The 22,099-nt window shown below is 61.5% G+C and carries 20 protein-coding genes, 1 tRNA gene and 1 other RNA gene; 8 read left to right on the forward strand and 14 right to left on the reverse strand.

Features of this window, described 5'->3' with window-relative positions; genetic code table 11:
• On the reverse strand, positions 1–1,326 hold the full coding sequence (locus QP994_RS00815; protein ID WP_284854451.1) for a glutamine synthetase family protein: 1,326 nt from the start codon (positions 1,324–1,326) through the stop codon (positions 1–3).
• A gap of 410 nt (positions 1,327–1,736) precedes the next feature.
• Between QP994_RS00815 and QP994_RS00820 the strand changes: the two genes are divergently transcribed.
• Complete coding sequence (locus tag QP994_RS00820; RefSeq protein WP_284865028.1) at positions 1,737–3,347, forward strand: CYTH and CHAD domain-containing protein; 1,611 nt, start codon at positions 1,737–1,739, stop codon at positions 3,345–3,347.
• 37 nt (positions 3,348–3,384) lie between these two features.
• Here QP994_RS00820 and QP994_RS00825 read toward each other — a convergent pair whose 3' ends face one another.
• Positions 3,385–3,591: an SPOR domain-containing protein gene (locus tag QP994_RS00825; protein ID WP_284854449.1), complete on the reverse strand. Its 207-nt coding sequence runs from the start codon at positions 3,589–3,591 to the stop codon at positions 3,385–3,387.
• Between the two features lie 115 nt (positions 3,592–3,706).
• Here QP994_RS00825 and QP994_RS00830 point away from each other — a divergent pair, with 115 nt between their 5' ends.
• Positions 3,707–4,963 (forward strand): galactokinase, encoded by a 1,257-nt coding sequence (locus QP994_RS00830; protein ID WP_284865029.1) that lies wholly within the window; start codon positions 3,707–3,709, stop codon positions 4,961–4,963.
• On the opposite strand, the gene QP994_RS00835 is transcribed toward QP994_RS00830, so the two are convergent.
• The 5 genes from QP994_RS00835 to QP994_RS00855 form a co-directional block, all read right to left on the reverse strand.
• Positions 4,960–6,357, reverse strand: a complete 1,398-nt coding sequence (locus QP994_RS00835) for an RNB domain-containing ribonuclease (RefSeq protein ID WP_284854447.1) — start codon at positions 6,355–6,357, stop codon at positions 4,960–4,962. The two genes, QP994_RS00830 and QP994_RS00835, sit on opposite strands and share 4 nt — an antisense overlap.
• Positions 6,358–6,383: 26 nt before the next feature.
• Positions 6,384–6,789, reverse strand: an RNA gene (gene rnpB, locus QP994_RS00840) — RNase P RNA component class A.
• Positions 6,790–6,820: 31 nt separating this feature from the next.
• The gene (locus QP994_RS00845) at positions 6,821–7,939 is read right to left on the reverse strand and encodes a bifunctional RNase H/acid phosphatase (protein WP_284865030.1); all 1,119 of its coding nucleotides are present in this window, start codon (positions 7,937–7,939) and stop codon (positions 6,821–6,823) included.
• Positions 7,940–7,942: 3 nt separating this feature from the next.
• Positions 7,943–8,620, reverse strand: a complete 678-nt coding sequence (locus QP994_RS00850) for a zinc ribbon domain-containing protein (protein ID WP_284854445.1) — start codon at positions 8,618–8,620, stop codon at positions 7,943–7,945.
• Positions 8,621–8,637: 17 nt separating this feature from the next.
• Positions 8,638–9,801 (reverse strand): Nif3-like dinuclear metal center hexameric protein, encoded by a 1,164-nt coding sequence (locus QP994_RS00855; protein WP_284854444.1) that lies wholly within the window; start codon positions 9,799–9,801, stop codon positions 8,638–8,640.
• 86 nt (positions 9,802–9,887) lie between these two features.
• Here QP994_RS00855 and QP994_RS00860 point away from each other — a divergent pair, with 86 nt between their 5' ends.
• Both QP994_RS00860 and QP994_RS00865 read left to right on the forward strand, forming a co-directional pair.
• Positions 9,888–10,355: a low molecular weight protein-tyrosine-phosphatase gene (locus QP994_RS00860; RefSeq protein WP_284854443.1), complete on the forward strand. Its 468-nt coding sequence runs from the start codon at positions 9,888–9,890 to the stop codon at positions 10,353–10,355.
• Positions 10,356–10,360: 5 nt separating this feature from the next.
• Entirely contained in the window at positions 10,361–11,302 is a 942-nt protein-coding gene (locus tag QP994_RS00865) for an SURF1 family cytochrome oxidase biogenesis protein (RefSeq protein ID WP_284865031.1), read from the forward strand.
• Positions 11,303–11,525: 223 nt separating this feature from the next.
• Here the strand turns inward: QP994_RS00865 and QP994_RS00870 are convergent.
• Positions 11,526–11,601 (reverse strand) — tRNA-Val (locus QP994_RS00870).
• Positions 11,602–11,691: 90 nt separating this feature from the next.
• Positions 11,692–12,120 (reverse strand): DUF3052 domain-containing protein, encoded by a 429-nt coding sequence (locus QP994_RS00875; RefSeq protein ID WP_284854374.1) that lies wholly within the window; start codon positions 12,118–12,120, stop codon positions 11,692–11,694.
• Between the two features lie 144 nt (positions 12,121–12,264).
• On the opposite strand from QP994_RS00875, the gene aceE reads away from it, so the two are divergent.
• Positions 12,265–15,063: a pyruvate dehydrogenase (acetyl-transferring), homodimeric type gene (gene aceE, locus QP994_RS00880; protein WP_284854373.1), complete on the forward strand. Its 2,799-nt coding sequence runs from the start codon at positions 12,265–12,267 to the stop codon at positions 15,061–15,063.
• Between the two features lie 63 nt (positions 15,064–15,126).
• On the forward strand, positions 15,127–16,638 hold the full coding sequence (locus tag QP994_RS00885; protein ID WP_284865032.1) for a flavin-containing monooxygenase: 1,512 nt from the start codon (positions 15,127–15,129) through the stop codon (positions 16,636–16,638).
• On the opposite strand, the gene QP994_RS00890 is transcribed toward QP994_RS00885, so the two are convergent.
• Positions 16,635–17,612: an alpha/beta fold hydrolase gene (locus QP994_RS00890; protein ID WP_284865033.1), complete on the reverse strand. Its 978-nt coding sequence runs from the start codon at positions 17,610–17,612 to the stop codon at positions 16,635–16,637. The genes QP994_RS00885 and QP994_RS00890 overlap by 4 nt on opposite strands.
• A gap of 36 nt (positions 17,613–17,648) precedes the next feature.
• Here QP994_RS00890 and QP994_RS00895 point away from each other — a divergent pair, with 36 nt between their 5' ends.
• Complete coding sequence (locus QP994_RS00895) at positions 17,649–17,966, forward strand: acyl carrier protein (RefSeq protein WP_284865034.1); 318 nt, start codon at positions 17,649–17,651, stop codon at positions 17,964–17,966.
• A gap of 105 nt (positions 17,967–18,071) precedes the next feature.
• Here QP994_RS00895 and QP994_RS00900 read toward each other — a convergent pair whose 3' ends face one another.
• The 3 genes from QP994_RS00900 to QP994_RS00910 form a co-directional block, all read right to left on the reverse strand.
• Entirely contained in the window at positions 18,072–18,431 is a 360-nt protein-coding gene (locus tag QP994_RS00900) for a hypothetical protein (protein WP_284854369.1), read from the reverse strand.
• 217 nt (positions 18,432–18,648) lie between these two features.
• The gene (locus QP994_RS00905; protein WP_284865035.1) at positions 18,649–19,542 is read right to left on the reverse strand and encodes a trimeric intracellular cation channel family protein; all 894 of its coding nucleotides are present in this window, start codon (positions 19,540–19,542) and stop codon (positions 18,649–18,651) included.
• Positions 19,543–19,549: 7 nt separating this feature from the next.
• Entirely contained in the window at positions 19,550–20,371 is an 822-nt protein-coding gene (locus QP994_RS00910) for a serine hydrolase domain-containing protein (protein ID WP_284865036.1), read from the reverse strand.
• 71 nt (positions 20,372–20,442) lie between these two features.
• Here QP994_RS00910 and QP994_RS00915 point away from each other — a divergent pair, with 71 nt between their 5' ends.
• Positions 20,443–21,624 carry a M20/M25/M40 family metallo-hydrolase gene (locus tag QP994_RS00915; protein ID WP_284865037.1) on the forward strand — a complete coding sequence of 394 codons (1,182 nt, stop codon included), beginning with the start codon at positions 20,443–20,445 and terminating at the stop codon, positions 21,622–21,624.
• Here QP994_RS00915 and QP994_RS00920 read toward each other — a convergent pair.
• On the reverse strand, positions 21,621–22,099 hold a 479-nt coding region (locus QP994_RS00920; protein ID WP_284865038.1), incomplete at its 5' end, for a hypothetical protein. The genes QP994_RS00915 and QP994_RS00920 overlap by 4 nt on opposite strands.

Consider the following 22,099-nt stretch of genomic DNA (forward strand, 5'->3'; position numbering starts at 1 on the left):
TTAGAGGTTGAGGTTGTTAGCCAGTTCCCACGGAGTGATCTGATCCTCGTAGGCATGCCACTCATCCCACTTGGAACGCAGGAAGAATTCAAAGACCTGCTCGCCCAGTACCTCCGCCATGAACTCGGACTTTTCCAATGCGCGCAGAGCCTCATCGAGGGAGCCCGGCAAATCCTTATAGCCCATCGCACGCCGCTCCCGTCGGGTGAGCGCGAACACGTCATCCACCGCGGGCTCACCCAGTTCAAGGCCCTTCTCAATGCCGTCCAGTCCGGCCGCAAAGATCGCAGCGAAAGCCAGGTACGGGTTCGCGGCGGAGTCGATGGTGCGGACCTCAATGCGTCGAGAAGCACTCTTGTGCAGGCGATACGTGGGCACCCGCACCATCGCGGAACGGTTGGACACGCCCCACGTTGCTGCGGTCGGCGCCTCCGACCCGAACTGGAGACGCTTGTACGAGTTCACCCACTGATTAGTCACCGCGGAGATCTCATTCGCATGCGCGATCACACCCGCGATGAACTGGCGCGCCGTGGTGGACAGCGAATATTCATCATCCGGATCATGGAACGCATTCTCCTCACCCTCGAAGAGAGAGAAGTGCGTGTGCATCGCCGAACCATTGTGCTCACGGAAAGGCTTAGGCATAAACGTTGCCAGAATGCCGTTCGCCTCCGCCACCGTCTTCACCACATAACGGAACGCAATGATGTTATCCGCCATCGTCAGCGCATCCGTGTGCCGCAGATCAATCTCCTGCTGCCCCGGCGAGCCCTCATGGTGGGAGAACTCTGTAGCAATGCCCATGTACTCAAGCGCTGAAATTGCTTGTCTGCGGAACCTCGGCGCCGCATTCTGCTTCGCCTGATCAAAATAACCGCCATCATCCACCGGCCGGGGATCCTCCCCACCCGTCAGCGCAAAAAACTCAATCTCCGGGCTGGCCACGCACTCAAAACCGGCTTCTGCTGCCTTGTTGAGTTGACGGCGCAACACCTGACGCGGATCCGCATACAACGGCTTGCCATCCGGCATGGAAATATCGCAGAACATCCGCGCCGTCTGCAGCCCATCCTCCGCATCAAACGGCAACGGCTGGAACGTCGAAGGGTCCGGCAGCAGCAGCGTATCCGACTCGGAAACCCGGGAAAACCCCTCAATGGACGAGCCATCAAAGCCAACACCTTCATCAAACGCCGTTTCCAATTCGGCCGGCGACATCATCACCGTCTTCAACGACCCAAACAAATCGGTAAACCACAGACGGATGAAACGAATGTCCCGCTCCTCAACCTCGCGCAGGACGTTTTCTTGTTGGCTGTTCATGCCTTTCCAATGTAGTTCCAGCTTGGTCAGAAGTGTGCATGTTCACCGCTGCAGCCCCTCTGATGTGTCCTGTGGGGTGAACGCCGCCTTCTGTGCCTAATGCCGCGACAGCGTCGTGCCAGAGGCGGACACACGCCCCCTGCCCAAAAAGAGTTGGTTTGACTATTCCGAATCGCACGGAACAAAACCGCAGGTCGCCGAGCGTTGCGTGGCGCGATAGTCAAACCGACTCATCAACACCGCACCCACGAAGCACACCTGGGGGTGCCACACGGGTGCTTTTGAGTACGCCTAGCCCAGCCCTGTGCGCGGAGTAAACTGTGTGGTGAGCCCCGCATCGTGAGGTTCCGCGGTGCCCGGCGCGATCGTGTCCCCTATTCACCGCCAGCGCATAAAGGATGCACATTCCCATGAGCTCCGAAACCTTCCTTGAGGTTGAGTCCAAGTTTGCCGTCGATGACACCGCTTCCGTGCCCGATCTCACGCAGCTGACTGCGGTTGAGTCTTTGGGCGAGCCGGTTGAGCAGGATCTGTCGGCGATCTACTACGACACTGCGGATCTACGCCTGACTCGCGCGAAGATCACGCTGCGCCGCCGAACTGGTGGCAATGATGACGGCTGGCACATCAAGCTGCCCGGGGATATTGGCCGTACGGAGCTTCACGCACCACTAGGTGATGCCACTACCCCGCCACAAGAGCTGCTGAGCGCGGTACGCGCGATCGTGCGGGATGAGGCTCTCGCCCCGATCGCGCGTGTGGACAACACTCGTACGGAGACCTTGCTTCTAGGCGCCGACGGGCAGGTTATCGCCGAATTTTGTGATGACCGAGTCACTGCACAGTCCCTTCTACCCGGCGGCCAAGAGACGTCGTGGCGTGAGTGGGAAGTGGAATTAAGTCCCGCCGTCAACGAAAGGCTGGATGGCGCAGCCGTTCTCCACGAGGCGACATCCTTGCTGTTGAGCCAAGGTGCACGCGTTTCTGAGTCCCCGTCTAAGCTCTCCACCGCCCTGGGCGATTCCGTCAACGATGCACCCCTTCCGCCTCACCTGGATTCTTCTGCTCTTGAGCAGTTCGCTCCAGATTCCCCTGTCCGCGTTGTCGTGGATGCCCTGCGCACGCAGCGCAACAAGTTGGTGGACACGGACCCGAAGGTTCGTGCTGATGAGCCGGATTCTGTCCACCAAATGCGCGTGGCCACTCGCGAGTTGCGCAGTCTCTTGGTCACCTTCGAAGGCATTCTCGACGCCGAACAGGTCCGTCCCCTTGAAGCCGAACTGAAACTGCTCGCTGACCTGTTGGGTAGCGCCCGCGATGCGGAGGTCATCGAGGAACGCCTGATTGAGCAGCTCGACGCTGATGCGTCCGGCCTGCTTGAGGACGTCGCTGTCACACGCATCCGCGACACCATGCGTCGCAAGTATGAGCGCGCCCACAAACGCATTGTGAAAGCTCTCAATTCGTCGCGCTATCTGCAGCTTCTCGACGACTTGGATGCCCTCATTGCCACCCCACCCCTCGCCTCGGGCATTGCCGGTGATGCTGAAAACGCCGAAGGCACTGAGAGCCCCTCAGTGGCACCTGCGGACATCCTCTTCGATCATCTCTCTACCGCCTACTCACGCGTGATCACTCGTCTGGAACAGGTCGAGCAGCCTGCCGAGGAAGCTCCTACCTGGCAGGACCGCGCGGAGTCCCTCCATGATGTACGCAAGGCAGTGAAGAAGCTGCGGTACTGCGCTGTCGCGGCGGAAACCTCTGAGTTGAACACGAAGAAACTCGTCAAGGCCTGCGCCAAGGCCCAGGATGTCCTCGGTGAGTATCAGGATTCGGTGGCTACCCGGCAGCGGCTGGAGAAGTTCACTACCCGTGCACGCCGTCATGGTGAGGACACGTTCACCTACGGCATGCTCTGCCAGCACGAGGTTGAGCGCGGTGACAAGGCGCTGAAGAAGTACCCGAAGGCCCTAGCCAAGGTGCAGAAGGCCTTCAAGAAACTAGGCCCGAAGGACGATTAATCCCCTTGTCCTTCTGCCTCGTGGGCAAAGCAACTGGTTACTTTTCCCACGAGGCGGGCTGACCCCAGTCGTCGTCTGCTTCGTCTTGGGCTTCGGCCTGCTTGTTGCGCTCGGCTACTTTTTCCAGAGCGCGTTCGGCTTCTTCGCGGGTGTCGTAGGGGCCCATGCGGTTATCCCAGGAGGTCTCTTTGCCCTGGGTGACTTCGTGGGTTGTGGGGTCGAAATAGAATTTCTCGTCTGCCATTGTTGGCTCCTTTCTTGTCACGGGGGCGTGCCCCACGTACTACACCTCAAAGGCTACATGGAGCGTTGGTACTGTTGTGGCTGTAATTTGTACGCCGAGCAGAAGGACGTCATCCATGCCTGTGTGGACCGCACCGCAGACCCCCGCCGCCACCCGCGTGGAGCAACTGCACCACAGCGTGACGGGGCTTACCCCACGCCATGTGGCGAGTGCGCCGGGCACGTTCGTGGTGATTGGGGAAAACGCAGATCACTTCGGCGGGGTCACCGTTGTGGGTCTGGCGGGTGTGCGGGCTGCTGTTGCGGTGAGCCCTCGGACGGACAACATCATCGCGGTACATGCGGATTTCGCGGGCCAGGAGATCGCTGACCAGGTTGAGGGCGCGCAACTGGCGCAGTTGAGTGACTCTGGTTTTACTTCTTTTGCCGCTGAGGAAGCACCCACAACGCAGGAGGAGCCGCCACGTGGCTTGGCTGTTCGTTTGGGTGGTCTGGTGCACACCTTGATTGGGCGGCAGATGCTCTCCCGCGATACCGCGGGTTTGGACATCACGGTTGTCTCCGACATCCCATTGGGTTCCGGCTTGGGTGCTCTGCACGCAGCTGACGCCGCATTGTGCTTGGCTCTGCTGGCTGATGATGGGGATATTGATACCGCGCCCCTACGCACCCGCCTCGCCGAAATTGCATCACAGTCAGCGAAAACGTTCTCTGATGTTCCGGTGTTGCGTGCCCGTCACTCGACAGCTTTGCGTGGGGCTGGGGAGACGGTCTCCGTCGTCGATTATGCGGATGGTTCGTTGACCCAAGCACCACACCCGGCGCGGGAGGGCGTGCGTGTCTTCGCGGTGGCAGCGAGCTTTGGTGAGGTCTGTGTCGATAAGACTGATGCAGTAATCAAGGGCCGGAAGTTCATCGATGACGCCTGCGCCAACTTTGGTGTCAGCTCCCTGCGCCAGTTGCCGGAAGCAGCAGAACGCGTGGTGGAGTGGGTGGATGCCCGCCGCCAGGTACACGGGGCTGATTCCGCCCCCACACTGGACACTTCCCGCGCATGGGTGGTGTTCAGTGAGACGGAAACGAACCAGGCCACTCTCGCTGCAAAGGCGTTGCGCTCGATGCACGGGGATGAATTCTTCACCATCATCAACACACCGGCGCAGACTCCTGAGCTGCCCGTACCAGGGCAGCTGGTGGAGCTGCTCACCCTCCGTGGGGCGCGTGCAGCTCGCCCGGCAGCGGCCGGAATGTCCCAGGCAGTGATCGCTTATATTCCGGCCAAGAACGCGGACAACATGATGGCAGATCTTGCTGCTGATGGCCTCGCCGTCATGGAGGTCACCCAGGGCACGCCAGCACAGGTGGAGAGTTAGTCCGCCGGCCAGGCGAATAGCACGTCGCGTTCCTGCGGGTTTGCGTGGACCAAGGAGAGCATTGTCTCCGTCGCCTCTTCCGGTTGGCCGGCACATTCGGCGAGCACCGGCGGGTCCAGGATGAATACGCGGGCTGTGCCTGCCTCTTCGTTCGTCTGCATGATCACAGCCTGGAAGTTGTGTCCGACCCATGGTTGAAGCACGGTGGCCTCCGTGAGGTTAAGGCAGGCTCGATCCACGGTATTAGCCAGCTGGTTCGTGCGCATCATGGTTTTCAGTACCGTCGGCGCATCCTCGCTCACCCATTGCGGCACCTCGGTTCCGGCGCTCAACGCCAGGCACACTTCCGTGGCATAGCGGTCCACCAGGCGACGCAACGGCGCGGTCACGTGCGAGTAGTAGCCACCAATACCAGCGTGAATCTCTGGCTCCTTCTCCGCTACGTCAACGTAGCCCGCACCGCGCAGAAGCTTCTGCGCTTCACGCATGATGGCCATGCCACGTGGGGTGTCTGCATCGACGGTATGCAAGAACGATCCAATGTCCGTGTCATGCGCGAGCGCGTAGCCCAATGCCCATGCTTCCGCGCGGAATAACTGTTCAGCGCTCGGCTCGGCAGGCCGCAATGTGCGTAGAAAGCCGGTCCCTGCCGACTGCATCATCTGCCCTGCCGCCATGCCAGTGAGCAGGGAGATCTCCGAGTTATAGTCCATCACCTTGTGGCGCGGCTCGATGATGAGCTGATATTCATCCCCATCGCCTTCTCGCACACGCACGGACGGCAGGCGCAGATTGATTGCTTTTCTGCGTAACGAGGACGCCGCCCGCAACTCCCCTACCTCCGGCAACAACTCGATCGAGGGATGCAGCTGACCTGCATCCAGGTCCGCCTGTACCCCGTCATAATCCAGCCGCGCCACCGAATGCACCATCGCGCGGGTCAGGTCCACGGTTTCGATCTCGCCCGCCGAGTCCAGGTCGAAAGTCCATAGCACAGCTGGCCTATCGACGTCCGCCAGAAGCGACGCCGACCCCTCACTCAACTCCTCCGGATGCAGCCGCGCCGGCTCATCCGGCAGGTAGATGGTCTGGCCACGCACGAGCGACTCCCGGTCCAAAACACCACCTGGTTCAATGAACGCGGCTACGTCCGCAATGGCGTAGTACACGCGGAAGCCCTCACCCCGGCGCTCAATGGCCACCGCCTGGTCAAGGTCTTTGGAGCCGACGGGGTCGATGGTGACGAGGGGGATCCAGCGGGCGTCGATACGCACATCTGCATACCTGTCCGTGGCTTGCGCAGCTGCCTCGTGCAATTCGGGCGTGAAATCCGTGGGCACCTTGAACTCGTGGGCGATCGGACGGAAATCAAGCGGTGCTGCGTAAAGTTTCATAGCCGCCCATTTTGGCAGAAACTGGGCGAGTGAGTCGGCCTATGAGCCGGATTCTGTCCCTCCACGTGAACCACGTGGAGGTGGTGATCATCCATCTAGGGCGACCATTGCTGGACGCCTCAAGCAGCTACCTTCGGACTTAGCGGGCCGCCTTAACATCCGACAACCGCTGCCTAAAAGACAGCGGCTCTTGCCTTGCTCCCGGTGGGGTTTACCTGGCCGGCTGTGTCACCACCGCCGCCGGTGCGCTCTTACCGCACCCTTTCACCCTTACCCGGTTGCCCGGGCGGTCTACTCTCTGTTGCACTTTCCCGCGGGTTGCCCCGGGTTGCCGTTAACAACCACCGTGCCCTGTGGAGTCCGGACTTTCCTCGACCCCCGCCTGCCCACATGCGTGGCGGTACGGGACGCCGCGATCACCCGGCCGACTCACTCGCAGGCAGTAACTGTACTCCGTGCAGGCCTATGAGCGGAAGTGGGCGACGTCATTGACGCAGCGCACCACGCCCATTTCCCCGTAGAACTCAATGATGGAAATGGAGGCGAGGTCCAAGAACACGTGGCGGAACGTGTTCGGGCCGGATTCCAGCGCCTGCCGAATGACGGATTTGATGGGGCTCATGTGGGTGACCACCAGCACCGTTTCGCCCTCGTACTCCTCTTGGAGTTTCAGCCGAGCGCGGGTGATGCGGCGGTGCAACGCGCTGATGGATTCACCGTTGGGCGGGGCTTGGGTGGTACTCGCCTGCCAGTCAGCGAACTCGTCCGGGTACTGCTCCTGCGCCTCGTCGCGGCTGAGCCCCTCAAAGTCACCGAAGTCCACTTCCCGGAAACCATCCACGGTGACAATATCCTCGGCAGGAACACCGAGTACCTCCGCGCACGCACTCGCTGTTTCCTGGGTGCGCTTGGCCGGTGATGTAATGATGCGGTCGATCTGGCCTAGCTTGGTCACAGCCTCCGCAGCCCGGCGCGCCTGCTTCCGGCCCAGCTCCGTCAACTGGGGGTCGGAAGAACCGCTGTAGCGCTTCTCGGCGGAATGCTCTGTCTGGCCATGTCGCAGCAGTACAAACCGAGTGCGCGGCGCATCGGTGCCATGCCAGTGGGCGGGGCTGGCCACGACGTGGCTCTTTTTCTCAGTTTTCGGGCCAGCCTCGATGATGCCCGGCTTGGCTCCCTTCGCGGCGGCATCCATGGCCACGTTCGACAGCTCATCGGCCTTCTTGTTCTTCTCCCGCGGCACCCAGTTGTAGGACACACTCTGGAAACCCTGCGCCAGGTCACGAGCTTCCAGCGCCAACTTCTTCATGTCGGGGTGTTTGATCTTCCACCGGCCAGACATCTGCTCCACGACGAGCTTGGAGTCCATGAAGACCTCCACCTCCGTCGCCCCGAAATCCCGTGCTGCTTCAAGGCCGCGCAGCAGACCGTGGTACTCGGCCACGTTGTTGGAAGCATCTTGGCCAACGACGTAGGCGATTTCGGCGAGGGTTGCCCCGGTAGCGTCGAAAAGCACACTGCCCGAACCCGCGACCCCCGGATTCCCGCGGGAACCACCGTCGGTGTAGATCGTAATTTTCATGTGTTACTCGCTGTCACGCACGAGCAACGTGCCGCAATTGGGGCAGGTAGGAAGCTCGTCAGCTGGGGTAGCCAGGATCTCATTGCGCTCAGCTGGCGGCAGCTGAATGAAGCAGGAACCACACGTACGGCCGTTAAAATGCGCAGCACCCACCGTGGCATACACGCCCAGAATGGATGCCGGCAGCTGCGCACGGAGCTCATCCGTATCCACTGGTTCCTTCTCCGGCAACGCATCCACTGCGCGCTGGGCGGCCTCAATCTTGCGGTCCAGCTCATCCAGCTTCGCGCCGTGCACATCGCGGTTATTGCGCAGGGCCTTGACCTCGCCGTGCGCCTCCTTGAGTTCGTACAGCAGATCCGCGATGCGGGACTTCGCCGCGTAACGGTCATGCTCCAAATCCTTGCGACGCTCTGGATCCGTCTCCGCCATCAACTGCCGCTTGTCATCCAGCTCGCGCTTCTTCAGCTTGCGCTCATCCTCCTGGATGCGCAGGATCTCCGCCTCCAGATCATCCACAGCGAGCTGCGCGGCCGCGGACGCATTCACCAGGCCCGGGCGCTTCTTCAACAACTCCGCCAGCTCCTGCTCCTCCGGAGTCGACGGGGCCGGGTTCGCCGCACTGCGCTCCGCCACAGCGAGAGCGAGCAGGGTGCGCTGCTTATCGATGTCCAACTGCATGGGGGTCAAACTCCTACTTAATTTGTCTCGTTGTTGGCAGGCTTATCAGCGTGCGCTGAGATCGTCCATGGATCCGTGCGCAGGGAGATAACCTCTGTTTGTACATTCGGGTAGGCCGCGGCCACAACCTCGCTGGCCTGCGTGGTCCACGGGAACTCACTGGCCCAGTGCGCCGTATCAATGACGGCGGGACCACCGGCACGCAGGTGCTCATCCACCGGGTGGTGGCGCAGATCCGACGTGACGTACACGTCCACCCCAAGCCGAGCCACATCCGCCAAGAAACTGTCCCCCGATCCGGAGGACACCGCGACCTTCTTCACCATCTGCTCCGGATCACCCGCAGCACGCACACCCCACTCTGTCACCGGCAGGGCATTAGCTACCTGCTGGGTGAACTCACGCAAGGTCATGGCCTCCGGCAGCTCACCCACGCGACCCAATCCCGTGGCCGTGTTGATGTCCCCGGTGTATTCCAGCGTAACCACGTCAAAGGCCGGCTCCTCATACGGGTGCGCCTCACGCAGCACGCTGACAAGTCGCGCGCGCAGCTTCGTCGGCGCCACGAACTGCACGCGCGTCTCCGCAGCCGAGTAGTGTTCCCCCACCGAACCATCCGTGGGATCTGCCCCGTCTTCCGGAGTGAAGCTGCCACTCCCCTCCCACGCGAAGCTGCAGTGGGAGTAGTTGCCGATGGTGCCAGCGCCGGCGCTAAAAAGCTCATCCAGCAAGCTCTGCGCATGCGCGGCGGGAACGTGCACGCCCCACAGATCCGTCAAATTCGGCTCCACAACCTTGATCGGGCGGCCCGGCGTGATACCCACCAGCTCAGCGAGCTTGTCCGAAACCCCGGGACGCGCCGAATCCGCATTCGTATGCGCCGCGAACAGAGCGCAACCGCCACGCACCAGCGTGTGAATGACCTTGCCCTTCGGCGTATTCGCCGCCACCGAGGTCACCCCACGCAGCAACAGCGGATGATGCACCACCAAAAGGTCCGCGCCCAACTCCACCGCGCGATCCGCAACCGCCTGCGTGCAATCAAGCGCGAAGGCCACCTTGGACACCTTATCCGCCGGATCTCCGCAGATCAGCCCCACTGCGTCCCACGATTCGGCGAGATTCGGCGGGTACGCCTGCTCCAATGCGGCAACAATATCGCCGACAGTCCTCTCAGTCATGCACCCAAGTCTAGGGGACACGTTGCCCGCACCCCGCCCCGCTGTCATGCTGGGTGTCACAGACACGTTCCATGCAAGGAGGCCCCATGATCCACATCGATTTCGTGTGCACAGGCAATATTTGCCGCTCGCCCATGGCGGAAGTCATCATTCGCCAAAAGCTTATCGACGCCTCCCTGGACCCTCACGTCCACCTCACCTCCTCCGGCATCGGCGGCTGGCACGTGGGCAACCCCGCTGATAGCCGGGCCCTGGCCGAGCTTGCTGCTGCTGGTTATGACGGTTCCACCCACCGCGCCGCACAGTTTGATGGCTCGCGGATGAACGCTGACCTGATCGTGGCATTGGACACCCGCCATGTCTCTGAACTCGTGGCCCGGGGCGTGCCCGAAGAGAAGATCCGTCTCCTGCGTTCCTTCGACCCCGACGCCCCATCAGGTGCTGGTGTAGAAGACCCCTACTACGGCGGCCCCGAAGGCTTCACCGTCACCCGCCAGCAGATCGAAGCGGCTGCCGACGGCATTCTGGACTGGGTCCGCGAACGGGTAGAGTAAGCGCCGTGACCGCCTCGAACAGCCAGACCTCTCGCCCCCTGTGGAAGTCTTTTGTAAACCCCGGCTGGGTCATCGCCGCCATTTTGGCCATCGCATTCTCGTGGTTTGCCATCACCTGGTTGTCCCCGTGGCAGCTGAATAAAGACCACGACATCAAAGAGCGCAACCAGCGGATTGAAGCCGCGTTCGAGGCAGACCCCGTCGACGTGACCACCATCCTGGCGGAGGGATACACCCCCGAGAAGGAATGGACGCGCGTGACCATGACCGGGCACTACAACCCGGACAGCGAAATCCTCCTGCGCCTGCGCCCGGTGGACGGTACCCCTGCCTTCCAGTCGCTCGTGCCCTTCACTTTGGACTCCGGTGACACCATCCTGGTCAACCGTGGTTGGGTCCCCGCAGCTGAGGGCGGCACCCGCGTCCCCGCTTTCGACCCCGCACCTACCGGCACCACCACCCTCTCGGCAATGCTGCGCACCTCCGACCCCGCCACAGAGAGCACCCCTCTTGAGGATCAGGGCTACACCATGGTCCAAACCATCCACACCCCCCAAGTCGCCGAGGCCACTTCCCAAGAACTAGTCAGCCCCTACGCGCAGCTTCTTTCCGACCAACCCGGCGTCCTCAACCCCATCCCGCTGCCCATGCTCGACCGCGGCAACCACCTCTCCTACGGCCTGCAGTGGATCGCCTTCGGCATCATGGCCCCCGCCGGCCTCGCCTACTTCCTCTACTCCGAGATCCGGGAACGCCGCCGCTACCGCGACGAACAGCGAGAGATGGAAGCTCTGACCAGTACATCCGCGGAGTCCACTGCCCCCGCTGAGGAACCACATGAGGCTGCTCCCGCTCCGGGCGCTGCCCCTGCCTCTGCCCCTGCCCGGGCGCGCTACGGCCAGTCCCGCAAGAACCCGTGGGCGGAGAAGGGCCCCAAGGGCTTCTAACCCCTGAACACGCGCCTCACCGTGTAGGGGCTGTGTAAAATTTTACATTGCAACAGTAACTACCCCCTGACAGAAATCCGCTACCAGGTGTTTTGCTTGGGCTGATTTTTGGCGATGTAACCTTTTACACAGCACACCGGCCACGGGCAGATAGGGAGGCACCCGGGCAAGGCCCCGGGAAAACCGAAAGCCACTCCCCGACTAGCGGAAAGTGGCTGTGAACTGGTGCGCCATGACGGGCTCGAACCGCCGACCTACTGGGTGTAAACCAGTTGCTCTTCCAGCTGAGCTAACGGCGCTCACGCGAATGAACACGTGGGGTGAAGATTAACATGCACCCAACACTAGAAACAAAAGGGCCGGTCAGGGCTCTGGCACCCCAGAGCCAGTTAGCGCTTTGCGCCGGCGCTGCGGAGGCAGGAGCCTTGCCAGTCACCGACGCGGTCCGCCTTGGTTTGCAGGAGGCCTGCCAGTTGGGCGGATTCAGAGATGTCGCCTGGGTGGACTTCGCCGGGCTGGTTTGCGCCGGGGGTGAGGAGCCAGATGCGGCCACCGTCGCCAAGATTACGGCCGGCATCGACGAGGACGTCCACGAGGTCATCGTCGCCGGCGCGGTGCCAGAGCAAGACAACGTCGCAAAGCTCATCCGTGTCTTCATCAAGCAGGAGTTCCCCGATGTGATCCTCGATGGCTTCGGACAAGGAAGAATCACAATCCTCATCCCAGCCGAGTTCCTGGACTACATCATCTGTAGAAATTCCCAGCTTGTCTACGTAGTTCACAGCACCAGTGGCGCCCACTGTCGAATTGCCTCCCATTGTGTTGGATATGAATATAGCCAGGATACCGCGCATCTTCGGGGAATACTGAACTTCGGGTGGGTCAGCGCAAAAGTAGTATCCTCGAGCGTGTACTGAGGGCTCTTGCAGCCCGAGACTTTCACACCTTGACGGAGGTACCCAATGGCTGACACGAATTCGGGCAACCCCGACCTCACAACCCCACACGCGGAGGATTCAAACATCCCGCTCATCCGCGATGGGGTTGCTTCCTACATGCACGATCCGGACCCGGAGGAAACTCAGGAGTGGATTGATTCTCTAGATGGCCTGTTGGAGGATTCGGCCCCGGAGCGCGCCCGCTACCTCATGCTTCGCCTGTTGGAGCGCGCCTCTGCGCAGCGTGTACCACTACCGGCGTTGACGTCGACGGATTTTGTGAACACCATTCCCACGACGTTGGAGCCGGACTTCCCGGGCGATGAGGAGATGGAAAAGCGCTACCGTCGTTGGATCCGGTGGAACGCGGCGATCATGGTGCACCGCGCGCAGCGGCCGGGTATTAAGGTCGGCGGCCACATTTCCACTTACGCCTCGGCGGCAGCGCTGTATGAGGTTGGTTTCAACCACTTCTTCCACGGCAAAGATGCACCGCAGGGTGGTGACCAGATCTTTGTGCAGGGGCACGCCTCCCCGGGTATTTACGCCCGTGCGTTCCTGGAAGGTCGCCTGAGCGAGGAGCAGATGGATGGCTTCCGCCAGCAGAAGTCGCGCCCGGATGTGGGCATGCCGTCCTACCCTCACCCGCACGATATGCCGGAGTTCTGGGAGTTCCCCACGGTGTCCATGGGCTTGGGCCCGATGAATGCGATTTACCAGGCGCGCTTTAACAAGTACCTGCAGGACCGCGGGATCAAGGACACGGACCAGCAGCATGTGTGGGCATTCCTCGGTGACGGTGAGATGGATGAGCCGGAATCCCGTGGCCTGCTCCAGATGGCCAGCCTGTATGAGCTGGACAATCTGACGTTTGTGGTGAACTGCAACCTGCAGCGTCTCGACGGCCCCGTGCGCGGCAACGGCCAAATCGTCCAGGAGCTGGAGTCCTTCTTCAAGGGTGCCGGCTGGAACGTGATCAAGGTGATCTGGGGCCGCGAGTGGGATGAGCTGTTGGAGAAGGATGAGGATAACGCGCTTGTCCACATCATGAACACCACCAAGGACGGTGACTACCAGACGTTCAAGGCCAACGATGGCGCCTATGTCCGCGAGCACTTCTTCGGCCGGGATCCGCGCACGGCGAAGTTGGTTGAGGACATGACAGATGAGCAGATCTGGAAGCTGCGCCGCGGTGGCCACGACTACCGCAAGGTCTACGCTGCTTACAAGAAGGCATTGGAGACCAAGAACGGTAAGCCGACGGTCATCCTGGCGCTGACCATCAAGGGCTACGGCCTGGGCCACAACTTCGAAGGCCGCAACGCGACCCACCAGATGAAGAACCTCACGCTCGATGACCTGAAGCTCTTCCGCGATAAGCAGGAAATCCCCATCACGGATGAGGAGCTGGAGAAGGACCCGTACCTGCCGCCGTACTACAACCCGGGCCCGGACTCGGACGAGGTCAAGTACATGATCGAGCGGCGTAAGGAGCTCGGCGGGTATTTGCCGGAGCGTCGTGAAGCGTACACTCCGCTGGAGATGCCCGACTTTGAAAAGACCTTCAAGGCCTTGTTCAAGGACTCGGGCTCCCAGAAGGTAGCCTCCACGATGGCCCTGGTGCGCACGTTTAAGGCGCTGATGCGGGACAAGGAGATCGGTAAGCGTGTCGTGCCCATCATCCCGGATGAGGCGCGCACGTTCGGCCTAGATTCCTGGTTCCCCACGCTGAAGATTTACAACCCGAAGGGCCAGAACTACGTTCCGGTGGACCATGATCTGCAGCTGTCCTACCGCGAAGCTACGGACGGGCAGATTCTGCATGAGGGGATTAATGAGGATGGGTCGTCGGCAAGCTTTATTGCAGCAGCGACGAGCTATGCGACGCATGGTGAACCCATGATCCCCATGTACATCTTCTACTCCATGTTCGGTTTCCAGCGCACCGGCGATAACTTCTGGGCGGCTGGTGATCAGATGGGGCGTGGCTTCATCGTGGGCGCGACAGCGGGTCGCACGACGCTGTTCGGCGAGGGCCTGCAGCACATGGATGGGCACTCCCCTGTTCTGGCGTCGACGAACCCGGCGGTCGTGCCGTACGACCCGGCGTTTGCGTACGAGCTGCCTTACCTCATCGATCGAGGCATTGAGCGCATGTACGGCAAGGACGGCGGTGAGAACGTCATGTACTACCTCACCGTGTACAACGAGCCGATCCACCAGCCGGCTCGCCCGGAGAACCTCGATGTGGAGGGTCTGCACAAGGGCATTTACCTGTTCGATCGTGGTGAGGAGAAGGAGAACAACGTCTCCCTGCTCGCCTCCGGCGTGGGTATGCAGTGGGCGCTGCGCGCGCAGCAGATTCTGCAGGAGGACTACGGCGTGGGCGCGTCCGTGTACTCCGTCACCTCGTGGACGGAGCTCGCGCGTGATGGCGCGGCGCGCAACAAGGCTCGCATCCACAACCCGGACCAGGATCCGGGCGAGGCATTTGCCACCACGCAGTTGAAGCAGACATCAGGCCCGTACATTGCTACCAGCGACTTCACCACGGACCTCCAGGAGCAGATCCGCCCCTACGTGCCGGGCCGCTACGTGGTGCTCGGTGCGGATGGTTTCGGCTTCTCCGACACACGCGAGGCCGCTCGCCGTTACTTCAACATCGATGCGGAATCCATGGTTGTCGCCGCACTCACGGCGCTCGCGGATGAAGGCAAGCTGGACATCTCCATCGCCGCGCAAGCAGCGAAGGATTTGCTTGTCGACGATCCCACCGCCGCCCCTTCCCACTCCGATCAGGGTGAGGAAAACGCGATGGAGTAGGCACGAACAAGCAATTAACCTGTTTTAATTTGGCAGCGCTAATTACTTGTTATCGTCTACCCCATGAGCCGATTGGATACATCCTCCCGCGAGAACCCGTTGGACCTGTTCATCGTCGGTGCTGGACTGAGTGGCATCGACTTGGCGCACCATGTCAACGAGAACTTTCCGGATTGGAATTGGCAGATCGTTGATTCCAACAAGGCTGTCGGCGGTACCTGGGTGACCTTTACATACCCGGGCATCCGCTCCGATTCGGACATGGCCACGTTCTCCTTTCCATTCAAGCGGTGGCCACACAAGGGCAGCCTGGGGTCGGGCGAGCGGATCCAGCAATACATTGAGGATGTCGCGCGCGAAGAAGGTGTATTTGATCGCCTGACCTTGCATACCTGGGTGAAGAGCGCGAACTTTGATTCTTCTGCTGGCCTGTGGGAAGTGACCATGCTGACCCGCAACGATGGCCAGCCCATCCCCGAGGGCAACGCACCCGAGGACGCGCCACTGACCGAGCACACCGTGTGGGCCAAGCGCCTGCACTTTTCCTCCGGCTACTACAAGCACAACCGGGGTTTCACTGCGGACATCCCGGGCATGGAGCGTTTCACCGGCACACTCATCCACCCCCAGCACTGGCCGTCGAATCTGGATATGGCAGGGAAGAAAGCCATCATCATCGGCTCCGGCGCCACCGCTGTGACGCTCCTGCCCGCTCTGCATGAAGCTGGTGCGGACGTGACCATGCTGCAGCGCACCCCCACCTACGTGGCGCCGCTACCCAATCGTGACAACATCACCGCCGTGACCACAAAACTCATGCCAGAAACGCGCGCCTTAGCCACCGCCCGCGCCTTGCACATCGGGCGCGACATGATGCAGTACTGGCTATGTCAGGGTTTCCCGCGCCTGGCTCGTGGCTACTTCATGCTTCTCAACCGCATGTACATCCCGTTCAAGGACATCCTCGCCCACTTCAACCCGCCGTATGGCCCGTGGGACCAGCGCGTGTGCAAGTCCCCGGACGGTGACTTTTTCAAGGCCATGCAGGACGGCGCCACGGTTGTTACCGGCAAGATCGCCACCGTGACAGCAGACGGCATCGAGCTTCAAGATGGGTCTTTCCTACCGGCGGACATCATCATCACAGCAACCGGCCTGGACATTCAGGTCTTTGGCGGCGCCACCATCTCGGTGGACGGCGAAGAAAAGCCGGTCCCCTCCGCCGTTGCTTACCGCGGACTCATGGTGGATGGCCTGCCCAATTTCTCCTTCACGGTGGGCTACCTCAACCAGTCTTGGACCTTGCGCGCGGATTTGGTGTCCCGCTACATGTGCCGTCTGTGGAAGCTCATGTCCGCCGACGGTTACACCACCGCCACACCCCGCTTCCCCGCGCACCTCAGCGCCGACGTCCCGTTGATGAACATGGACTCCGGCTACCTCGTCCGCGCACGCAAGGACCTGCCCACCCAGGCCGAGACGGACCCGTGGGCGTTTACCCAGGACTACATCCACGAGTATCGAACCTGGGGCCGCAAAAGCACCGACCTGCGTAAGGACATGGTGTTCTCCTAGCGGGTTTGGAGCTTAGCCACCAACCGCATGACCGCCGCTGTCACCGCCCCCGCCGCATCCAATGGCGGCATGTGCCCCGACTGCGGCAGCACCTGTAGCGCAGCATCCGGCCACACTTCATGGAGCGCTTCCGATTGCTTCAGAGGCGCCACGGTGTCTAGCTCCCCCACCAGGATGTAGCCGGGAACTCCCTTGAGCTTTGCCTCCACTCCCCGTTCAGAATGTTCGCGCAGGTCCGGAAAGAAGCCCTCATAGGTGCGCAGCGGTGTGCCCTGAATCATGTCGGCGTGGAAGCGGATAATTTCCCAGGGCACGTGCCCGGCATAAAAGCCCACTGCCAAAAGCGGTGCCAAGGCAGATGTCACTCCCGCCCGCACTGCCTCTGACAGCCCCGGCATCGCCTGCACCGCACGGTACAGAGCCGTTCCCGCCTTGCCACCCAGGGCCAGCGGCAAGCCACGTTCCGTGAATGGGTCCACTGCCGAGGAGATCTGCACACTGCCAGCCAGATCAAATCCGCCTGGCTCGCCGGCATAGCGGCGGATCAGGGATAACGAAATCGGACCGCCCAGGGAGTGGCCCACCACGATCACGGGCCCTGTGACGCCGCGGTCTGCGAGCACCGCCATCACATCATCAGCCGCACGATCCACACTCAGCTCCGCTGGGCTGTCGGCAGTAGTAAGGCCATGCCCCCGCACATCCACTAACAGTTGGCGGATTCCCAGCGGTTTTAGGGCGCGCTCCTGCAGGTAGAAGGACTGCGATGAGATATTGAAGCCGTGCACATACAGAATGGTCAGGGGCGCGTCCTGTGGGCCCGACTCATACCAGTGCACCGCGATCTGCCCATTGCGCGTGGTGCCCTCCCGCATACCGGTGAGCCCCGGGGCACCGCTTTCGGCCCGGTGCGCACGATCCCAAGCAGGGGTACAGAGCTCTAGGACAGCACGCAGATTCCGGACAACCGACATGCCGTTGATCCTAGCCGCTAGTGGCACAATGGCCGCATGGAGCTTTCCCAACGCCTAGACCTAGCCAAATTTGGTTTTGATGCCCCCGCCAGTGAGCCTGAGGAACAAACCGTCCCCCGTGATGGTGATGCGTTTGCCCAGCTATGCGCACTACTGAGCAAGGTTGATGTTGTCGAGGACACCCAAGAAATCTCCCCTGCGGACACCCTCGATGGCCTGGACGTGGATTCCCTGACCCAAATCGAGTTCGTCGTGCGCGCGGAAGACCACTTTGGCGTGCGGATTGATGAGGAGTTGTTCAGTTCCTGGGACACCCTGGGGGACATGGCTGAGTACCTTGCTGGGGCCGAGTGAAGGATTTGCGCACTCCTCCAGAACCGAGAAGAACCGACCTGGGCTTCTAGGAATGCCCGCGGTGACTGGAGGCAAAATCCTTCACCCGGCTTTAAAACCTGCCCCTTAAACACTCGCGTGGAACCGGAAAGTCCCAGAAAGTTCGGCCAAGTGTGCGCGGAACTCGGACAACTCGTGGGCCGGCGCCACGATCACTTCGCGGCACGCAATGGTGCGGTTAGAACTGTCATTGCGCCAGCGGGTGAACCAGATGGTGTCCCAGATGTCCTCTGGATCTAGCACCCCAAAAGCAGACCCAGACCCATCACCCAGCGCAGCGGGCGGGCTCAAGTGCACGGCCATGAGCTCTTCAACGCGGAGGCGGAGATGTCGTGGCATCCCGTGAATGGTCAGTACCGCCCGCTGGACGGGACTTTGGCGTGGCTGGGTGCGTACGCAGGTGGGGGCGATGAGTGTGGTGGTCATGGAGGGGATCAGTCCTTTCGCTAGTGACGCACCGTGCGCGCGCAGCGCGCGCAACATGTGCAACTAATACGTCAAGACGAGGCTCGTCTTCCCCTACGCCCTCATGTGACTCATGGCAATTGTTCCTTCCCACTAGCCACACGGACAACCCTCAACCTGCGCTTTATCCCCCCAATCCCTCAAGTGGCACTTGAGGCTCGATACTCCCAGACGAGCATTAATCCCGCGCCCACCCCTCGGACGAGCCCTCCCCATGCCGGTCCACGTAGACGCGGAACAATGCGGCAAGGAACTCTTCGGGGGTAGGTTCTGCACTCCCATCCAGTTGGTCGCGGACTTCGCCTTTAGTGGGCATGACGCCGTCATCGGCAAGCGGGTCGTCGTGCATGGTGGCTTCCTTTTCAAGGCGCCACTCACGCACCTTTTTAGGTTCGATGACGCTCACAAGCTTGGTCATCCAGATATCAAAGCGGCCGGCTTCATTGCTCGCCGGCACGTACCACTTAGCCCAGTACGCAACGGTCCCGAGGATGAACGCGGTCAGCGGTGCAACCACGAGCGCCACCGATGGGTCTGCAGCTTGGTACAAAACCAACGCCGTGGCGGAACCAACGATTGCGGGCACGACGTACATTTGCTGGTCGTTGAGGATGCGGGGGATACGCCCGATGAGTACCTCGCGGATGACCATGCCGCCCGTCGCGGTGATCACGCCCATGAGAATGCAGCCAATCCAGGACACCCCCATGCCAAGTGTGGTGACGGTGCCGGTGGTGCACCACACACCCAGAATCACCATGTCAGCGTGGAAGCGCGTGATTTCCCACACGTAACCACGCAGGTTCATCAGGAAGGCCACTAACGCGCCGACGAGAGCGATGCTGATGTACCAGGGGCTGGATAGCGCGGCGACGGGGGTATTGCCAATCAGGGCGTCGCGCATCATGCCACCGGCCATGGCGGAGATGATGGCGATGAGCATGAACCCGACTGCGTCGAAACGCAATCGGCGCGCAACTGTCCCACCGATCAATGCGTTCAGGAACACGCCGATGAGATCTAGGATCGCGATGGCTTGGCCTACCGCGTTGTCGATTCCTCCGAAATACACGAGGTCATCATAGCGAGTGGTAGATCCGCGTGTTCGTCTCTTGCCACAGCGGTTTTGCCCAGTCACCGAACTCGCGGTCAGTGAGCACCACCATCGCAGCGCTTATCGACGTCCCCCCGCCCGGCACCACCCACACATACGTCCCGCTCATCCCGAAGTGCCCAACTGTCTCCGGCGGCATGGTGTCGCCGGTCCAGTGAGGTGATTTCTCGCCCTTGATCTCAAAACCCAGCCCCCACGGGCAGGGTTTTTGCATGCCGTAACCAGGCACAATGCCGCGCAGGTCCCCGAACTGGTTGGTGTAAGCCTCCGCCAGTGTCTCTGGGGCGAGCAACTGCGGGGACAGCAGTTCCTTCACAAACGCAGTGAGGTCCGCGACCGTGGAACGTCCCCCGTGGCCGGCCGAGCCGTAGATCTCCGTGTTGTGCATCCCAAGCGGCTCGAACACTCCCTCGCGGGCGTAGTCCGCGAAGCTCATGCCGGTTTCCTGTTCCAATGCCTCGGCCAGAATCTCAAAACCTGCCGAGGAGTAAATCCGTCGCTCCCCCGGCCGCTTCTGTGGCTTCCGGTCATTGAAGCCCACCCCGGAGGCATGCGCTAAAAGGTGTCGGACCGTGGACCCCTCCGGCCCACACGGCGTGTCCAGCTCAAACACTCCCTCTTCGACTGCCATGAGGAAGGCGTAAGCGGCCAACAGCTTGGTCACACTGGCCAGTTCATAGACCTGCTCCTGGTCCCCTTGTTCGGCCAGCACGCTGCCGTCTCCCGACAACAACGCCGCCGACACCGTCACATCGTCCCAGCCCGGACCCGTCAAGTTCAGTTGCATGCTCGCCAGCCTAGCCGGGGTGCGAGACACGCAATCCCGGCAGCCCTGACAGCGCTGGCACAATCGGATCTATGAGCAACCCAGCACAGAACCCACTCCTTCCCCTCTCCGCTGCCGAGGCTGTCATCGATGACATGATCGCGGATGCCATGACGTTGGTGAACATGGAGACGTACAGCTTTGACAAGCCACGGTTGGATGAGGGGTTGGAGGGGTTGCTGGGGGTCGTCGATAAGCGTCTTGGTGGCCCTGATGAGCAGGAGCGTTTCAGCGGCGGTGAGTACGGCGACATCGTGGTGCGCACGTATCGTGGCAGCGCACCGGGGCGCGTGGTGATCGCGGGGCATTATGACACGGTGTGGCCTGCGGGAACGGTCGCCGCGTGGAACCCACCACCCCACGATGACCCGCGGGAACGCCTGTCCGGACCAGGGTTGTTTGACATGAAAATCGGGCTCACGCAAGGCATCTGGGCGCTTACATTGCTTCGTCGCGCGGGCCTCCCCCACCCCGACGTCACCTATATTTTCAACGGTGATGAGGAGATCGGCTCACCTGCCTCCCAGCACATCATCGAGAACGCTGCGCGTGGCGCCGATGCCGCATTCGTACTGGAAGCCAGCGTGGACGGCAACGTGAAGGTCGCGCGCAAAGGCATCGGCGACATCACCGTCACAGCCACGGGCATTGAGGCGCACGCGGGCCTTGAACCGGAGAAAGGCGCCAGCGCCATCATCGCCCTCATGGAGTTCTGCCTCGAAGCCGCGCAGCTCGGCGACCCGAACAAGGGAACGACGGTCAACGTAGGTGTCATCACCGGCGGATCGAGCGCCAACGTTGTCGCGGGTACAGCCTCCGCGAAAATCGACGTCCGCCACTGGGTTCCGGAGGAAACAGAGCGTATCGACGCCGCCCTAGCCTCCATCACCCCCTCCGACCCCCGCGTGTCCATCGCCGTCAAGAGCAGCTGGAACCGTCCGCCTATGCAGCACACCGCGGGCACTGAGGCCCTGTTCCAGGTCCTCAAAACCCAAGCTGCCCTGCTTGGCCGCGCTGATCTGCAGGGCATCGCCGTCGGCGGCGGTTCCGACGCGAACTTCATCTCCGCCATCGGCGTTCCCGTCGTCTGTGGCCTCGGCGCCGGCGGCGCTGGCGCGCACGCCCGCTACGAGTACATCTACCCCGACTCAGTGCCCTTCTTCACGGCCCTGCTGGCAAACGCCATCGCTGCCATCAACGGGCCCGTGGTTTAGAACGGCCACTTGAAGTCGCAGTGCTGCTTTAGCCAGTTCCCAAACGCGGTCAAACCGAGCAGCCCCAAAGCAAGCCAGAAGGCGATGAAGAATCCCTTCCTCACCGGGTTGGAGGAAAAATCACTATCGCCCGAACCATCACTGGAGCCCGAAGATCCATTCTGCGGTGCCGGCGTCGTCGTAGTAGTCGTCGTCGGGCTGGTTGTCGGAGTCGTGGTTTCCGTAGCCGTTTCCGGTTCCTTCGTCGGCTCGGTCTCGGAGGATGGCGTCTCTGTCGTTGATGTTTCCGAATCCTTGGAAGTCTCAGTTTCCTTCGGGGTCTCCGACTCCTTAGTGGGCGTCGAGGACTCTGCCTGCGACGTCGTTGTCGTAGAAGTAGTCGACGTCGTGGATTCCTTCGGTGTCTCCGACTCCTTCGTCGGTTCCGGCTCCTTGGTCGGCTCAGTCTTCGTAGACGACGGCTTCGGATCCTCGG

Source organism: Corynebacterium sp. MSK044, from assembly GCF_030232825.1.
Classification (GTDB): Bacteria; Actinomycetota; Actinomycetes; order Mycobacteriales; family Mycobacteriaceae; genus Corynebacterium.

Coding starts and splice junctions, on each gene's coding strand:
- aceE (WP_284854373.1), top strand. CDS start 12,265: ATGGCTGACACGAATTCGGGCAACCCCGACCTCACAACCCCACACGCG.
- QP994_RS00850 (WP_284854445.1), bottom strand. CDS start 8,620: ATGCAGTTGGACATCGATAAGCAGCGCACCCTGCTCGCTCTCGCTGTG.
- QP994_RS00860 (WP_284854443.1), top strand. CDS start 9,888: ATGATCCACATCGATTTCGTGTGCACAGGCAATATTTGCCGCTCGCCC.
- QP994_RS00915 (WP_284865037.1), top strand. CDS start 20,443: ATGAGCAACCCAGCACAGAACCCACTCCTTCCCCTCTCCGCTGCCGAG.
- QP994_RS00815 (WP_284854451.1), bottom strand. CDS start 1,326: ATGAACAGCCAACAAGAAAACGTCCTGCGCGAGGTTGAGGAGCGGGAC.
- QP994_RS00855 (WP_284854444.1), bottom strand. CDS start 9,801: ATGACTGAGAGGACTGTCGGCGATATTGTTGCCGCATTGGAGCAGGCG.
- QP994_RS00830 (WP_284865029.1), top strand. CDS start 3,707: ATGCCTGTGTGGACCGCACCGCAGACCCCCGCCGCCACCCGCGTGGAG.
- QP994_RS00845 (WP_284865030.1), bottom strand. CDS start 7,939: ATGAAAATTACGATCTACACCGACGGTGGTTCCCGCGGGAATCCGGGG.
- QP994_RS00900 (WP_284854369.1), bottom strand. CDS start 18,431: ATGACCACCACACTCATCGCCCCCACCTGCGTACGCACCCAGCCACGC.
- QP994_RS00910 (WP_284865036.1), bottom strand. CDS start 20,371: ATGCAACTGAACTTGACGGGTCCGGGCTGGGACGATGTGACGGTGTCG.
- QP994_RS00895 (WP_284865034.1), top strand. CDS start 17,649: ATGGAGCTTTCCCAACGCCTAGACCTAGCCAAATTTGGTTTTGATGCC.
- QP994_RS00835 (WP_284854447.1), bottom strand. CDS start 6,357: ATGAAACTTTACGCAGCACCGCTTGATTTCCGTCCGATCGCCCACGAG.
- QP994_RS00885 (WP_284865032.1), top strand. CDS start 15,127: ATGAGCCGATTGGATACATCCTCCCGCGAGAACCCGTTGGACCTGTTC.
- QP994_RS00890 (WP_284865033.1), bottom strand. CDS start 17,612: ATGTCGGTTGTCCGGAATCTGCGTGCTGTCCTAGAGCTCTGTACCCCT.
- QP994_RS00825 (WP_284854449.1), bottom strand. CDS start 3,591: ATGGCAGACGAGAAATTCTATTTCGACCCCACAACCCACGAAGTCACC.
- QP994_RS00875 (WP_284854374.1), bottom strand. CDS start 12,120: ATGGGAGGCAATTCGACAGTGGGCGCCACTGGTGCTGTGAACTACGTA.
- QP994_RS00820 (WP_284865028.1), top strand. CDS start 1,737: ATGAGCTCCGAAACCTTCCTTGAGGTTGAGTCCAAGTTTGCCGTCGAT.